The sequence below is a fragment of the Mucilaginibacter pocheonensis genome (genome assembly GCF_031456535.1).
GTDB lineage: Bacteria > Bacteroidota > Bacteroidia > Sphingobacteriales > Sphingobacteriaceae > Mucilaginibacter > Mucilaginibacter pocheonensis.
Window position 1 is genome coordinate 752,132 of the sequence record NZ_JAVDUU010000001.1, and the last position, 16,571, is coordinate 768,702.

General features: G+C 40.6%; 11 protein-coding genes. 2 read left to right on the forward strand and 9 right to left on the reverse strand.

Annotated features, from left to right (window positions below; translation table 11 throughout):
- The first annotated feature begins 21 nt into the window (after positions 1 to 21).
- A complete protein-coding gene (locus tag J2W55_RS03200) occupies positions 22 to 1,572 on the forward strand; it encodes a S41 family peptidase (protein WP_310091867.1) in 1,551 nt (516 codons plus the stop codon).
- 26 nt (positions 1,573 to 1,598) lie between these two features.
- Here the strand turns inward: J2W55_RS03200 and smc are convergent, their stop codons facing one another.
- The 8 genes from smc to lpdA form a co-directional block, all read right to left on the reverse strand.
- Positions 1,599 to 5,141: a chromosome segregation protein SMC gene (gene smc / locus J2W55_RS03205; protein WP_310091869.1), complete on the reverse strand. Its 3,543-nt coding sequence runs from the start codon at positions 5,139 to 5,141 to the stop codon at positions 1,599 to 1,601.
- 113 nt (positions 5,142 to 5,254) lie between these two features.
- Positions 5,255 to 6,040, reverse strand: coding sequence for a PhzF family protein (locus J2W55_RS03210; protein WP_310091871.1), 786 nt, complete (start codon positions 6,038 to 6,040; stop codon positions 5,255 to 5,257).
- A gap of 114 nt (positions 6,041 to 6,154) precedes the next feature.
- Positions 6,155 to 6,820: an ATP-binding cassette domain-containing protein gene (locus J2W55_RS03215; RefSeq protein ID WP_310091873.1), complete on the reverse strand. Its 666-nt coding sequence runs from the start codon at positions 6,818 to 6,820 to the stop codon at positions 6,155 to 6,157.
- Positions 6,795 to 7,124, reverse strand: coding sequence for a hypothetical protein (locus J2W55_RS03220; protein ID WP_310091875.1), 330 nt, complete (start codon positions 7,122 to 7,124; stop codon positions 6,795 to 6,797). The genes J2W55_RS03215 and J2W55_RS03220 overlap by 26 nt, the downstream gene beginning before the upstream one ends.
- 16 nt (positions 7,125 to 7,140) lie before the next feature.
- Complete coding sequence (gene nfi, locus J2W55_RS03225; RefSeq protein ID WP_310091877.1) at positions 7,141 to 7,845, reverse strand: deoxyribonuclease V; 705 nt, start codon at positions 7,843 to 7,845, stop codon at positions 7,141 to 7,143.
- 96 nt (positions 7,846 to 7,941) lie between these two features.
- On the reverse strand, positions 7,942 to 8,802 hold the full coding sequence (locus J2W55_RS03230) for a sigma-70 family RNA polymerase sigma factor (RefSeq protein WP_090466905.1): 861 nt from the start codon (positions 8,800 to 8,802) through the stop codon (positions 7,942 to 7,944).
- A gap of 237 nt (positions 8,803 to 9,039) precedes the next feature.
- Positions 9,040 to 9,879, reverse strand: a complete 840-nt coding sequence (locus J2W55_RS03235; protein ID WP_310091925.1) for an MBL fold metallo-hydrolase — start codon at positions 9,877 to 9,879, stop codon at positions 9,040 to 9,042.
- Between the two features lie 163 nt (positions 9,880 to 10,042).
- On the reverse strand, positions 10,043 to 11,431 hold the full coding sequence (lpdA, locus tag J2W55_RS03240) for a dihydrolipoyl dehydrogenase (protein WP_310091927.1): 1,389 nt from the start codon (positions 11,429 to 11,431) through the stop codon (positions 10,043 to 10,045).
- Positions 11,432 to 11,801: 370 nt separating this feature from the next.
- Here lpdA and J2W55_RS03245 point away from each other — a divergent pair, with 370 nt between their 5' ends.
- A complete protein-coding gene (locus J2W55_RS03245; protein ID WP_310091930.1) occupies positions 11,802 to 15,182 on the forward strand; it encodes a TonB-dependent receptor in 3,381 nt (1,126 codons plus the stop codon).
- A gap of 82 nt (positions 15,183 to 15,264) precedes the next feature.
- On the opposite strand, the gene J2W55_RS03250 is transcribed toward J2W55_RS03245, so the two are convergent.
- Positions 15,265 to 16,443, reverse strand: coding sequence for an AIR synthase-related protein (locus tag J2W55_RS03250; RefSeq protein WP_310093468.1), 1,179 nt, complete (start codon positions 16,441 to 16,443; stop codon positions 15,265 to 15,267).
- Positions 16,444 to 16,571 lie beyond the last annotated feature (128 nt).

Below are 16,571 nucleotides of genomic sequence, written 5' to 3' on the forward strand. Positions count from 1 at the left end.
AACTAATTAAATTGATCTTATATGAAAAAATTATTTTACTTCATATTCATTTTTTCAGTTGCTGCTATATCGGCTTGTAAAAAAGACAAAGGGCCGGATAAGACAGACACTAAACCTACAAAGCTGCAATTAACAGAAGATTCTGTATACATGTTTGCCAAGGAGGATTATTATTGGAACAGCGTTATACCTGATTATAATGCATTTAATCCCAGACAATATACCGGAAGTTCAGATCTTGACGCCCTTACAAGTGAAATTTATGGATATACCAAACTTACAAAAAACCCACTGAACGGAAACAGATCATATGAATATGATGATTTCAATCCTGGCACCTCAAAATATTCATTTATTGATGATGGTACAATAAATGATGAATTAAACGGCGTCAAAGGCGATTTTGGTTTTAACTATTTTTATAGGGATTATACAGACATCAGGGTAAGTTTGGTATACGCCGGTTCGCCTGCCGCCGCCGCAGGCCTGGTACGCGGGGATGAAATCGTTGCTATCAACGGAAGCTCAGGCAGTGCTATCTACATTACCAATAAAAACGATCCGGCAAATGATGCCGGTTATAAATTTGTTAGTAATGCTGTGGATAATGGTAGTACAATCACTTTAAAAATACAAAAGGCCGATGGTACAACGGTAACCAAAGAACTTACGGCCAAATCTTACACTACCAATCCGGTTATTACTTATAAAACCTATAAGCTTAGCAATGGTAAAATTGCGGGTTATGTGGTTTTTAGCAGCTTTACTTCGTTAGCCAACGCGCAGCCCAAGCTCGACGCGGTATTCACTTCATTTGCGAGCGCGGGAGTTACTGATGTAATTGTTGACCTGCGTTACAACGGTGGTGGTTATGTAGAAACAAGCGCTTATTTATCAAATCTCCTTGTTCCGTCAGGAGCGAGCGGTAGTGTAATGAATACCACCTATTGGACTGCTAATATGCAAAATGACAAGTATCCGTTATTGAAAGCAAAGCTGGGTAATTTGCCAACCGGCTACTTTAAATCAACCAATGCTGACCAGATAGAAAAATTTTCAAAAAAGGGAAGTTTAAATGTTAACCGCGTTTTCTTTATTGTAACCGGTAATACCGCATCGGCCAGCGAACTCACCATAAATAATTTACGGCCCAAAATGGATGTGCAACTAATTGGTGAAACCACCTATGGTAAACCAGTTGGATTTATATCTGACCTGGTTATAAATGGTTATTATTTGTTTACACCTGAGTTTGAGACGAAAAACTCTGCGGGTGAAGGTGGTTACTATGTTGGAATGACCCCCGAAGGTTCAACCCCTAACGGCGGTGTATATGCCGGAAAACATGACTCTGACGATTTAACTAAAAACTTTGGAGATGAGGAAGAAGGGTTGTTACATGATGCATTAACCTATATTGAATCAAATAAATATCCTGCAAGTTCTACAGTGAAGATCCAAAGTTTATCTGCCGGTATAACCATGTCTGCAGCACAAAAGAATGCCTTGGCGGTAAAAACAAACGAGCGTAAATTTCACGGTATGCTTATTAAACTGCCTGGGAGAAATTAAAAGAGTGATCCAATAGGAAAAAATCTTTAATCCGCAAGTTCTCGTAAATCAACCGGCACAACGCGCGATATACCTTGTTCAACCATAGTTACACCATAAATTACATCGGTGCTGGCTATGGTTCTTTTATTGTGTGATACGATGATGAATTGCGAGTCTTTGGAGAAAGTGCGGATAATGTTATTGAATTTATCAATATTGGTATCATCCAGCGGAGCGTCAACCTCGTCAAAAATACAGAATGGCGCGGGTTTAAGCAGGTAAAGCGAAAACAGGATAGCTGTAGCGGTAAGCGTTTTTTCGCCCCCTGATAGCTGGTTGATTGATAGCGGACGCTTGCCTTTTGGCTTAGCTATAATATCTATATCCGACTCCAACGGATGGTTTGGATCGGTTAATACCAGATCGCAGGAATCCTCTTCGTTAAACAGCGACCGGAAAACTTTAATGAAATTTTCACGTACCATAATAAACGCGGTCATAAATTTTTCTTTCGCGGTATCATCAATCTCCTGTATGGTGGCCAGTAACGATGCTTTGGCTTCACTAAGGTCTTTCTTTTGTCCTTGTATAAAGGTGTAGCGCTCATTCATTTCATTATAGGCTTCAACCGCCATAGGATTAATGGCCCCAAAATCTTCCAGTTGTTTTTTTAGCTTTTCAGCTTTTTCGCGCAGGTCATGTTCGCTTTCGCCAAGTGGTGTTTCGGTTTCGGGTAGTTCTTCAATATCAATATTAAACTCAACAGATAATCGTTCTTTTAAGGCATTCAATTCCAGCTTAAGGTTATTGCGCTCTTCTCTTAGTTCATTTTCAATAACTTCACTGTTGTCTTTCTTTCGGCGTAAGGCGGTTATTTCATTTTCGTTCTCGGTTATAGTACCGCGCCATTGGTAATATTCCTGTTCTGCCTGTTGGGTGGCCTTTTCCAGATTTTCCTTTTGTTCGTACATTTCCAACAACCCTTCATCGGAGTTGTCAGCTTGTTTCAGGTTTTCCTGTATGGCTATTTTTACCTTTTCAAATTCAATAGTGTTCTGTTTTATCCGGGTTTCCAGGCTTTCCAGCTGGGTATCTCTATAGTCGAGATCTTTAACCAGGCCCGATACTTTATTTTGTTGTTGATGAAAACGGATATTCTCCTGATTATAGGTATTTGATTGTACGGATACATACTCATTAAGCTCATTAAAAGCTGCCTGCTTTTCTGTCAGCAAATCATTTTGTATCTCTTTTTGCGTTTTCAGCTCGGCCAACATCGGTTGCAGGGCCAATATTTCATCTGTAATGGTTGCAATTTTACGGGCAATATCTTCTTTGCGATTCAGGCTGTTTTCAATAAAGGTCTGATATTGCTCTTGTCTGGTTTTAACAGTGATCAGCTCGGTATTTAAGCGATTAAGGATCTGCTGTCGTTCATTCAGCTCACCTGCCTTGGTTGATGCTTTCAAAGCAGTAAGCTGGTTTTGCAACTCGTCCGACCGGTTTTTTAAGGTACTGATCAAGGTTTCAACAGCCCTGATCTCTTTAGCTAAATTCTCCAGGTTTTTGGCCCTGCCGATCCTTTTACCCTCAAACAAGCCAACCGAGCCGCCAGCCATGGTATGCTTCGATTTATTGAACTTGCCGCTTTTACCAATCAGTACCACATCCTCAGGTAGGGCAGCATTGTTTATTTGCTGGTCGTTATTGTCATCAATCAGGTAAACATTTCTCAAAAGATGATTACAGAGCCTGGCGTAACGTTTATCAACCTCTATCACTTTTAATGCAGAAACAGCTCCGGCATTTTCAAAAGCCGGATTGGCAGGGACTACCTCATCATAATTATCCAGGATAAAGAAATGTGCGCGGCCCCTGGCAGCATTGCTGAGTAAATTAATGGCCTTTATAGCTTCATCATAGTTTTCAACCACATAATGGTTCATGAGGGGCTCTAAATAATTTTCAATGGCCACGCGAAACTCTTCACGACAAAAAAGCACATCGCTAAATAATGGGGCATTTTTGGCCCAGTCGGTATTTTTTTTCAAAAAACGTATCGACTCAGGAAAACCCTCTAGGTTGTCAACCATACTTTTAGTAAGGTTATATTCGTTTTGTTTAGCATCGAGCTTGCGGCTCTCTTTAATAATGGTATCCTTAACCGAGGTGAGTTCTGTATCTGTATCGGTGATTTGCTCTTTTAGTTTATTTTCGGCCTCCAACGATTGCTGGTATTCGTCGTCAAGCGTTTCCTTTCGGGCCTGCAGTTCGGCAACCACCTGGTTAAAGTGCGAAAGCTCTACCTCTTTGTTGGTAGTATCTTCCATGTTACGCTGGCTTTCCTGTTCCAGGGCTTGTTGCTGTATCTGTAATATATCTATATCCCTTTCGGCTTTATAGGCTTGATTTTGCAGGCGGGTGTTGATGGTGGTAAGTTCACTGAGTTCGTTGCGAGCTTCGGATTGTTGTTGCCTTAATTCATCAACGGCTTCTTTTAAGTCGGCTACCCGGCTTTGGATGGTTTGAAGGTTCTCATCTTCCAATGCTTTCTCTTCCGACAGGCGCTTGATATTATAGAGTACGTGATTTAGCTGATTTTTGTCGCGCTCCAGCTCTTCGGTCAGACGGGCTTCTTTATCCTGCTGGAATTTCAACTGTTCGTTCTTGATCTTTTTCTCACTTTCATAAGCCCTGATCTTTGCAACAAACTCGTTGGTGGTTTTTTGCTGAACCGAAAGATTCTTCTCTTTGGTAATGCTATCCAGTTTTTGCTGCTGCAGGGTAGCTTCTAAGGTATCAATCTGGGCTACAATGCCACCTTTTTCGGCCTTTTGCTTTTGCTCCTGTTCCTCAATTTTTTTTAGCGATTCACTGAACGATACGATACGGAAGGAGGCCAGCATAATGCTGAGTGTTTTGTATTGCTCCTTGACGCGGTAATAACGTTCGGTTTTTTTTGCCTGGTTTTCAAGCGTTTTTAGGTTCTTTTCAATTTCAAACAGCAGGTCTTCCACGCGTTCAAGATCGGCTTCGGTATCTTTTAGCTTACTGAATGTTTGTTTTTTACGAAGCTTATATTTGGAGATGCCCGATGCCTCTTCAAATAAATTACGGCGCGAGCCCTCTTTATTAGTAATGATCTCATCAATCATGCGGAGCTCAATAATAGAGTAGGAGTCGGACCCGATACCGGTATCCAAAAAAAGGTCGGTAATATCTTTAAGCCGGCATTGCACGTCATTAAGACGGTACTCGCTTTCGCCGGTACGGTAAAGTTTACGGGTTAAAGTAACCTGCGAGTAATCAGTTGGCAGTACATTTTTGGTGTTATCAAATGTAAGGGAAACCTCTGCCAGGTTGGCTGATTTGCGGCTTTTGGTACCGTTAAAAATAACGTTATCCATTTTCTCCGAACGGAGCATGCGGGTACTCTGCTCGCCCAATACCCAGCGAATGGAGTCGACTACATTTGATTTTCCGCAGCCATTTGGCCCCACAATAGCAGTTACGCCCTCATTAAAATTAATGGTGATCTTATCTCCAAAACTCTTAAAGCCCTTGATTTCTAAGCGGGTAAGCTGCATTTATATTGTTGTGTCCTTGCAAAAATTTAACCTTCAAAGTAATCATAAAAAAATGATTTTATTAAACTTTTTTTGAAGGCTAAGCTTAAGGAAAAGGTTTGAAAAGCCATTAATTAAACAAATATCTCGCCCTTGAGATAAGTGACGGCTTTGCCGCTCATCAGTACGCGTTCGCCTTTGAGCTCGCACCACAGCTCGCCGCGGCGAGCTGAGATCTGATACGCATGTAGCTCATTTTTGCCAAGTATTTTTGCCCAGTAGGGTATAAGGTTGCAATGTGCCGAACCTGTAACCGGGTCTTCGGGGATACCCGCACCCGGAGCAAAAAAACGCGATACAAAATCTGAATTATCACCACGGGCAGTCACAATTACGCCAACGGTGTCCATTTTAGAGAGTGCGAAAAAATCGGGAGTAATGTCTTTTATTTCCTGTTCAGTTTCGTAAACCAGGAAATAATCCCTTGAACGTAAAAAGGCCACCGGTTCTTTTTCGCCAAGTGCTTCTTTTAATCCCATAGGCGGTTCAATAGGAATAGGAGGCCTTGACGGGAAGTCCATGGTATATTTATCACCATTCCTTTTTACTATCAGGGTTCCAGCTTTTACGGTTTCAAAATGAATGGCATCTCCGTCAAAACCCAGTTCGGTAAATAGTATATGTGCAGATGCCAGGGTGGCGTGGCCGCATAAGTCAATTTCGTATTCGGGGGTAAACCAACGTAATTTATATCCGCTGCCTGTTTTTACCAGGAACGCGGTTTCGGCGAGGTTATTTTCTACTGCTATTTTTTGCATAACCTCGTCAGGGAGCCATTCGGTAAGCGGGCAAATAGCAGCCGGATTGCCGCCAAAAAGTTTATCGGTAAAAGCGTCTGCCTGATAGATAGGTATTGTCATAGGAAATGATGTTCTTGATAAAGCTAAATTACTTTTTTATTACGTGAATATTAAATACCTATAACGGATTGTAAGTAATTATATTAGCCCCGGTGCCATTATTATGGGTTAAAACTAATCCAAATGGTTCACATAACCCCAGGTAATGAGATCATCGGTGGTTTTAATGTGTTTGGTACTTCCGTTGCTGATTAATACAATCCTGTCGCTTATATCAATAATATTCCTGTACTGGTGGTCAGTAATAATAAAACCCTTACGCTGAGCACATCTTCTGATGATGGGTTTAAAAAGATCAGCTTGTACGGGTGAAATATGAGTAAAGGGTTCATCCAGTAAAATGAAATCCGCTTTATTGTATACAATCATCAGGGTTTCGAGTTGCCTAAGTTCGCCGCCTGACAGTTGACCAACGGTTTTATTAAAATGATCTTTATAAATGTTAAGGCTGGTAAATTCATCCCAAAACTGAGGGTCAATAAAGTTTTCTGCCAAATGTTTTAACCTGATGCCGTAAGGCAAATAATTGTGCTGGGGTAAATAAGCTATCCTGGCATCATGATAGCCCTTGATTATAAACTTATCATTAATGCTTACATGCTTAAAATCGGGTTTAAGAGTGCCGAAGATAATACGCAATAACGATGACTTTCCGCAGCCGTTGCGCCCCAGCAGGCCCACAATTTCACCTTGTTTACAGTCCAAATAGATATCCTGCAAGATCTTGCGGCCATCAAATTCAAGCTGGACGCTATCAGTTTTTAAGTTTAATGGCCACATAGAGTAATATTTTAAAAATGGTGATCAATAATGCACAGATAGTTATGTCAATTACAAATGCGTTGATAACCATGCGTTTCATTCCAAAACCAGTGTTGCGGAAATAAAAGTAATTTTCTTTGGCAGAAAAATGATGGAGGCTTACCGCGGCAATAAATCCAATTACTTTGGCAAATAAGAATATTTGGGTGTTAATAGCTGCTTTATCAAAAATTAAAATCAACAAAGCCAAAATGGTGAATGCTATATTATATAGCAAAAGCAACCGGTAGTATTGGAGTGTGAGGATGCCTAAACGTTTCAATTGGTAATTGTGACAATTAATCAAACAGATTAATCTGGCGATTATTGTTATCACCATCCTCAATTCTGATTTTATTAACAAGCAGATGTGCCTGCCGGGTAGGCTCGGGGATGCGGTAGCCACGCACGCAGCTTTTAATAACTTCAACACTTTGCTCCATACTTATGCGGTGCCCGGGTGATATATAGATGGGTTTACAATTTTTTTTACTGCGGAGGGCTGTCCCAATAACTTCGCCTTTATCATACATGGGGCTTTGGTTAAACGGTTGATTGCCGGGTTCATCATACCGGCCGGTGAGCCTGCTTTTGGCGCTGCCTATAGAAGGTGTATCAGTAATGAGGCCAAAATGTGTGGCAATACCAGTACGGCGCTCATGGGCGATGCCTTGCCCGTCTAAAACCATCAGGTGGGGTTTAATAGTTAATTTATCCCAGGCATTGAGCAAGGCTGGCACTTCCCTGAAAGCCAGCAGGCCCGATATATAAGGGAATTTAGTTTTACTGATTGCTGTGGCCTGACCTATGATCTTTAACTCCGGATAACTAAATAGCACGATGCCTGCATATACCACCTCTGAATATTTATTGAACGAGATATCAGCTCCGCCAATAATACTGATAGGGCTTAAGAGTGGGGTGATATTGATTTGCCTGCGCAACTCATGCTGGTAAGCAATAGCCTGAGCAGGAGTGAGGTCCTCATAATCGGATGGCTGCATGGTTTATAAAACGGACAGCTGATGTGCTTGTTTGAATTGCCCCAACAAAAAAGCCATTGGTGGTCACCAATGGCTTTTAAATATTTTTTGTTAAGATTAACCTAAATATGATTTCAGGATTTTGCTTCTTGATGTATGACGAAGACGTTGCAGGGCCTTGTCCTTGATCTGGCGTACGCGCTCACGGGTGAGATTGAATTTTTCGCCGATCTCTTCTAATGATAGCGGGTGATTGGTTCCCAAACCAAAGAACAACACAATAATTTCACGCTCACGCTCGGTTAGGGTTGATAACGAACGTTTGATCTCTTCAGACAGTGATTCGTTGATCAGTATAGAATCAGTATTAGGCTCCTGATTTTCCAGTACATCAAGCAGGGTGTTCTCTTCACCTTGAACAAACGGTGCATCCATTGATACATGACGACCGGAGTTGCTTAAGGTATCAGAGATTTTGTCGACAGTGGTTTCCAGTATATCGGCAAGTTCTTCTGGTGAAGGCTCACGCTCATATTCCTGCTCTAATTTTGAAAACGCTTTGCTGATCTTGCTTAATGACCCCACCTGGTTTAAAGGTAAACGCACAATACGCGACTGCTCGGCAATAGCCTGCAGGATAGACTGGCGGATCCACCATACCGCGTATGATATGAACTTAAAGCCTTTAGTTTCGTCAAAACGTTTGGCAGCTTTAATTAAACCAAGGTTGCCCTCGTTAATTAAATCGCCAAGTGTTAAACCCTGGTTCTGATATTGTTTAGCAACAGATACCACAAAGCGTAAGTTGGTTTTGGTTAAACGTTCCAAAGCAGCCTGGTCACCTTCGCGTATTTTTTGTGCTAATATTACTTCTTCTTCAGCAGTTATCAGATCAACTTTACCAATCTCGTGAAGATATTTGTCCAGCGATTGTGACTCGCGATTGGTAATGGATTGCGTTATTTTGAGTTGTCTCATTTATTTATAAACCTTCAGTACTTTCTATTGAGTACAGAACGTGCAAAGTTATAAAATTGTTCTAAAAAAATAGAATTGAGTAATCTATTTTCAAAAAAAATACACGGCAATTTGTGTTTATAAATTATTGATTACGAGGCGCTAATAAAGTAGATATTAAGGAATTGTTCTATTTTTTAATATTAATTGTGTAAACTGCCAAGCGGTATGGTTTTTGTGGTGTTCTTAAAACACCATCTAAATTTCACTTAATTTAAATACATCTTTTGATCGGATGCCTTTCTCGATTTGTTGTAGTGTACAACATTCATTAACAGGGTCATGTTCAAAATACAGGATGTAATCCTTCTCAATCGCCTCGGTTAAAATAAGTTTTTTTTCACCCAGCGTTTTTAGCGGGAACATATCATAAGCCATTACATAAGGCAAAGGTAGATGCCCTATTGATGGTAACAGGTCGGCCATGTATAGGATAGTTTGGTTCTTATAATTGATGAGCGGTAGCATCATGGCATCAGTATGTCCGTAAACAAACCGGATGTTAAAGTTATCTGTAAACCTTACACCATCAGTATTGTCGATAAATTTAAGTTGTCCGCTTTGTTGTATGGGCAATATATTTTCTTTTAAAAAAGATGCTTTTTCACGCTCGTTAGGGTTTACAGCCCAATCCCAGTGTTGTGCGTTGCTCCAATAAGTGGCATTCTTAAATGCAGGGGTCAGGCTATCACCGTTTCTCAGTACTGCACCGCCAACGTGATCAAAATGCAAATGGGTCAAAAATACATCGGTTATATCATCCCTATTAAAGCCAAGATTAGCAAGTGAACTATCTAATGTAGCGTTTCCATGTAAATAGTAATAACTAAAAAAACGTTCATCCTGTTTGTTTCCTATACCTGTATCAATTAATATCAACCGGTTTGCATCCTCAACTAACAGACAGCGCATAGCCCATGTACACAGATTGTTTTCGTCAGCCGGATTGGTCTTGTTCCAAATAGTTTTGGGCACTACGCCAAACATCGCCCCGCCATCTAATTTAAAAAAGCCTGTATCTATGGTATGTAATTTCATGGTAAGTTAAATAGTAAGGTAAAATTAAAAAATCAAAACGAGGTTCTAATGAAGAAAAACAAGTGAATCTGTCAGGTCAAAATACTGTTATGATAGACAGAAAACTAAAAAGCCGGTTACTTATAACAGCGACCGGCTTTTTAGTTTTTTACTTGTGAATTAATTAAAGATGTATTACCTCATCATAAGCGGCAGCAGCAGCTTCCATCACCGCTTCACTCATGGTTGGGTGAGGATGTACCGATTTAATGATCTCATGACCAGTAGCTTCCAGCTTACGTGCGGTAACTACTTCAGCAATCATTTCGGTGACATTGTATCCTAACATGTGAGCTCCCAGGAACTCGCCATATTTTGCATCAAAGATCAGTTTTACAAAACCATCTTTAGCGCCGGCGGCACTGGCTTTACCCGATGCTGAGAACGGAAATTTACCCACTTTAATTTCATAGCCTGCTTCTTTGGCAGCTTTTTCTGTATAGCCAACTGACGCAATTTCTGGTGAGCAATAAGTACAGCCCGGAATATTGTTATAGTTTAAAGGCTCGGGGTGATGCCCTGCAATTTTCTCTACACATATAATACCTTCGGCCGATGCAACATGCGCCAGGGCTTGTCCCTTAACAATATCGCCAATTGCGTATACGCCTTCAATATTGGTGCGGTAGAAATCATCAACAAGTACTTTGCCTTTATCCGTTTTAACGCCGTTTTCTTCAAGGCCTATACCTTCAATATTGGTAGATATACCAACAGCCGATAAAACGATCTCCGCTTCCAGTACTTCGGTACCATTGGCGGTTTTAACGTTTACTTTGCATAGGTCGCCGCTTGTGTCAACAGATTCCACATTAGCGCTTGTCATAATATTGATACCTTGTTTTTTTAGGATACGGTTGAGCCCTTTTGAAACTTCCTCATCCTCTAACGGAACGATATCTCCCAAATATTCTACAACTGTAACCTTGGTGCCTATTGAATTGTAGAAGTAAGCAAACTCAATACCTATAGCCCCAGAGCCTACAACTACCATTGACTTTGGCTGCTTGGGTAATATCATAGCCTCACGGTAACCAATTACCTTTTTACCATCCTGTTTAAGATTAGGTAATTCGCGTGAGCGGCCACCGGTAGCTAATATAATATGTTTAGCAGAAATATCTTTGGTTGTGCCATCGGTGCCTTTTACTTCAACAACGCCTTTTGATTTTAATTTTCCAAAACCAACAACAACGTCGATCTTGTTTTTCTTCATTAAAAACTGTACGCCTTTGCTCATGCCATCGGCTACACCGCGGCTTCTCTTTATAACGGCTTCAAAATTAACCTCACCGGCGCCCACATTAATACCGTAATCGGTGGCGTGGTTAATGTATTCAAACACCTGGGCGCTTTTTAATAAGGCTTTGGTAGGGATACAGCCCCAGTTAAGGCAAATACCGCCTAATGATTCTTTTTCAATAATGGCAGTTTTTAAACCGAGCTGGGAAGCGCGGATAGCAGCAACATAGCCGCCCGGGCCTGATCCTATAACAATTAAATCGTAGTCCATATTTTTAATGATGATACTTTATAATTTGAAATTTTGTTTTGTACCCATTAAAGCTATCCTGTGTGGTATAGTACGGAGGATAATTTTAATGGCCCAAAGCTAAGTAAAACGGGTGAAACGAGAAAATGGAACATGTGCTTAAGCGCATGGATAAATATTATTTACAATAATATGCCATTTATTCAATCAAGTTGAGAGGTAATTGCGAATATTATATTAAATCTACCTGTTTACTTGTAATTAAAGATGTTATTGTTGTGAAATGTTGAAAAATATATAATAATTGTTAACATTAATTTAATATTGACAATCAGGCTATTAGTTATCTTTGCGGCTAATCAACTTAAAAGTATAATTAAAAAAGCAATTTATGAGGAAGCATTTACTTCTTTTATTATTATTAACCGGTTTTACGTTCCTTATTAATAGGAATTCTTTTGCCCAGGGCGTTACCACGGCGAGTACAAATGGTATCGTTACTGACGCGAAAGGAGCAATCCCCGGTGCAACGGTAACTATTACACATATACCTACAGGTACTGTGTACTCAACAGTAACCCGCGCAGATGGCCGTTTTAACATCCCTAACTTAAGAGTAGGTGGCCCATATACCTTTAAAGTAAGTTTTATTGGGTACAAGAATTTTGTTCAGGAGGGTATCAATTTATCAATTGGTCAGGATCAAAAGATCAATGCTAAGCTTGAGGACAATACAACCGCGTTAAGTGAGGTTGTAATTACCGGCTCTCAAGGTAAAGTGATCAACTCGTCACGTACCGGCGCGCGCGAAACCATCAACCGTCAGCAAATTGAAAACCTGCCTACCATTTCCCGTTCGTTACAGGATTTTACCAAATTAACTCCGTCTGCCAATGGTTTAGCTTTTGGTGGTCGTAGCAGTAACTTCAACAATATCACTGTTGACGGTGCATTGTTTAATAACTCTTTTGGTTTATCAGGTACTTTGGGCGGCCAGGCCAGTTCACAGCCTATTTCATTAGACGCGATTGACCAGATACAGGTTGATATTGCTCCTTATGACGTTCGTCAGGGTAACTTTACCGGTGCCGGTGTTAATACTGTAGTGAAATCAGGTACCAACCAGGTAAAAGGTACAGCTTATTATTATGGTCGTGGTGTAAGGTTAACAGGCTACCATGCCGGTTCAACAAACCTGCCCATTACCCCATTTAATTACCATACCAATGGCGTTGCCGTTGGTGGACCGATCATCAAAAACAAATTATTCTTATTTGTATCGGGCGAGCAGGAAAGAATCAGCCAGCCGCCTGCAACTGCTTACGTAGCAGGCCGTACCGGCTTAAGCGGTTCAAACGTTTCAGGTGTGCAGGCCAGCACTCTTGATGCTATCAAAACTAAATTAGCGAGCTATGGCTATGATCCGAAAGGTTATGAAAACTATGTTTACAGAACTTCAAGTGATAAATTAACCGCGAAATTAGACTGGAACATTGATAAGAACAATACCTTAAGTGCTAAATACTTTTACTTAAAATCATTTAAAGATCAGCCTGCAAGTAACTCAGGCATAGGTAATGGCTCATTCCTTGACCCAACAGATCCGACTGGTAAAAAAACTATTCCGGTAGGTTATGGTACAACACGTACTCCTGGTCCAAACACACTACCTTTCTATGGTTCGGGCTATACGATTAATAACAACTTTAATATTGGTATTGTAGAGTTAAATACCCGTATCAGCAATTCGATGTCAAACAAACTGACTGTAGGATACTCAGCATTAAGAGATTTTCGTAATTTCTTAGGTAGCAGCTCATTGCCAATGGTTGACATTGGTAACGGTACATCTGATGATCAGGGTAACATCACCTCTCCAGCATCTGCAACCATGACCAGTTTCGGTTCTGAGCTTTATACTGCCGGTAACTTATTAAATACTAACATTTGGCAGTTTGCTGATGATTTTACCATTTATTCAGGTAAGCATGAGTTTACTATCGGTACAAGCAACCAGATACAAAGCTATACTAACGGTTTTGCCCCTAATTATAACGGTTTATATACTTATAACTCAGCTTCTGACTTTTTGAATGACAGACCGGCTAATGGTTATACCTTACGTTATTCAGCTGTAGGTAGCGGGTTTCCGTTGGCTAAGATCAAAGCATCTATTTATAGCGTATATGTACAAGATAAATACCATGTTACCGATAACTTTAGGTTAACTTATGGTTTAAGAGCCGATTATAATGTATTCCCAACTTCATTAGCTCCTAATGCTAATGCTGCAGCCCTAACCTTCCAGGGTGGTACACATGTTGACGTTTCTAAATTACCAAAAAACAGGGTGCAACTTTCACCACGTGTAGGTTTTAACTGGGATGTGAATGGTGATCAGTCTACCCAGGTACGTGGTGGTTCTGGTTTATTTACCGGCCCGGTACCATTTGTATGGATATCTAACCAAGCCTCAAACAACGGTTTATTATTCGGAGCTTATACCATCAACTCAGATCCTAAAAAGGCCCTTGCGGATCAGGATCCTCGTTTGATATTCAATCCAAACCCAAATGCTAACCGTCCGGCTGCAGGAGCGGCCAGTACAACTTATGAGCTGGACGTTGCCGATCCAAACCTGAAATATCCAAAGATCTGGAGAACAAACTTAGCAATTGACCAGAAATTACCTGGCGGTATCATTGGTACTATCGAAGGTGCTTACACCAAAGATATTCGTGCTATCTATCACCAAAATTTAGTATTGTCTGATGGTTTTTCCACACTTCCGGGTGTTGAAGGTCAAATTCAGTATGACTTAAAAAATACTACACCGTCAGCTGCTAATTCAACTGCTGCCAACCCATCGATCAGTGGGTTATATTATATGAGAAATACCAATAAAGGCTTTTCATACTTTATTACCGGTCAGTTACAAAAAAGCTTTACCAACGGTTTTGCTGCCAGCGTAGCTTATACTTACACCAAATCAAAAGATGTTAATGATGGTGGTTCAACAGCATCTACCATTTGGAGCACTCGTTACGTTGCAGGTAATCCAAATGCAGATAACCTGTCAAATAGCTCTTATGTACAGCCAAACCGTATCATTGCGACTGTATCATATCGTAAAGAGTATGCTAAAAACTACGCTACTACTGTAGGTTTAGTATTTGAAGCATCAAACAACGGCGCTCAATCATACATTACTGCCAATGATCCTAACAATGATGGTGCCACCAATGATCTAATGTACATTCCTAAGAATAAAAGTGATCTTATTCTTGTTGCTGCTCCGAAAGCACAAAACGGAACTGTTGATACACGTACACCAGATCAGATCTGGACTCAGTTAAACAACTTTATTAACCAGGATTCGTACTTGAGCCAGCACAGAGGTCAGTATGCTCAAAGAAATGGTGCTATATTGCCTACTTATAAAAGGCTTGACTTACACTTTGCACAAGACTTTTTTGTAAAAGCAGGCAAGACTAAAAATACCATTGAAGTTACTTTTGATGTAATTAACTTCACTAACCTGTTGAACCGCAATTGGGGTAACTACCAGGTATCGTCAGTAACTGGCAATAACTTTGGAGCGACAACTGTGTTAAGGTACATGGGTAAAGATGCAACAACTGGCAAAGCAACATACGCATTTCCTTATCTTGATGCTAACAACATGGTGCCTGTTACCAATTCATACAAAACAGATATCAGCCAATTTTCACGTTTCCAGGCACAGATCGGTGTTAGATATATATTTAACTAATCGTTTCTGCTGAAACTGAGCTATAAAACAAGAAAGCCCCGGCCAATTTGGCCGGGGCTTTCTTGTTACAAATGATTTTTTTTTAATATTCAAATATCCCAAACTCCGACTGTACAGTTACCTTTTTGGTTTCGTTTTTTTCAACACGACCTATGATTTGCGCATCAACACCAAAACTTTGAGATATAGCGATGAGTTCTGATGCAATTTCCTGTGGTACATATAGTTCCATCCGGTGCCCCATGTTAAAAACTTTATACATTTCCTGCCAGCTGGTTTTTGATTCTTCCTGGATCAGCCTGAACAGCGGAGGAGCCGGGAAAAGATTATCCTTTATAATATGCAGGTTGTCAATAAAGTGAAGTACTTTGGTTTGAGCGCCGCCACTGCAATGCACCATGCCATGTACCTGATTACGATAAGCATCCAGTATTTTTTTAATGATCGGGGCATAAGTACGGGTAGGGCTCAGCACCAGTTTGCCAGCCGTTACCGATTGGCCGTTGCCAATATCAATTTGATCAGTAAGGTTTTTACTCCCGCTGAATATGAGCTCGTAGGGGATGGCAGCATCATAACTTTCCGAGTACTTACTGGCAATAGTTTTGTTAAATACGTCATGACGGGCAGATGTAAGGCCATTTGAACCCATACCACCGTTGTATTCCTTTTCATAACTGGCCTGACCATAAGAGGCCAAACCAACTATTACATCACCTGGCTGAATGCGATGATTGGAAATTACCTCATCGCGTTTCATGCGGCAGGTAACAGTAGAGTCGACTATAATAGTGCGTACCAGGTCGCCAACATCGGCGGTTTCGCCACCTGTGGAGTATATACCGATACCTGCATCGCGCAATTCGCTTAGTATTTCTTCGGTGCCATTTATAATCGCAGCAATTACTTCGCTGGGTATCAGGTTTTTATTGCGGCCAATGGTTGATGACAGCAGGATATTATCAATTGCTCCCACACATAGCAGGTCGTCAAGGTTCATGATAATAGCATCCTGGGCAATACCCTTCCATACCGAAATATCGCCGGTTTCTTTCCAGTAAGTGTATGCTAATGAGGACTTTGTGCCAGCGCCATCGGCATGCATAATGTTACAGTATGCGGCGTCGCCGGTTAAAATATCGGGTATAATTTTGCAGAAAGCTTGCGGAAAAATTCCCTTATCAATGTTTTTTATTGCATTATGTACATCATCTTTTGATGCAGATACGCCACGTTGATCATATCGTTGCGAAGAAATCATGGGCAAAACTAACTAATTTTAACACTATTTGCATCAATTTAAGCCGCCTGACAGGTAAAAAGTGTACGAATTTTGAAAAAAAAGAACAAAAATGGCACTAATTATTAATTAGTGCCATTCCGATAAAT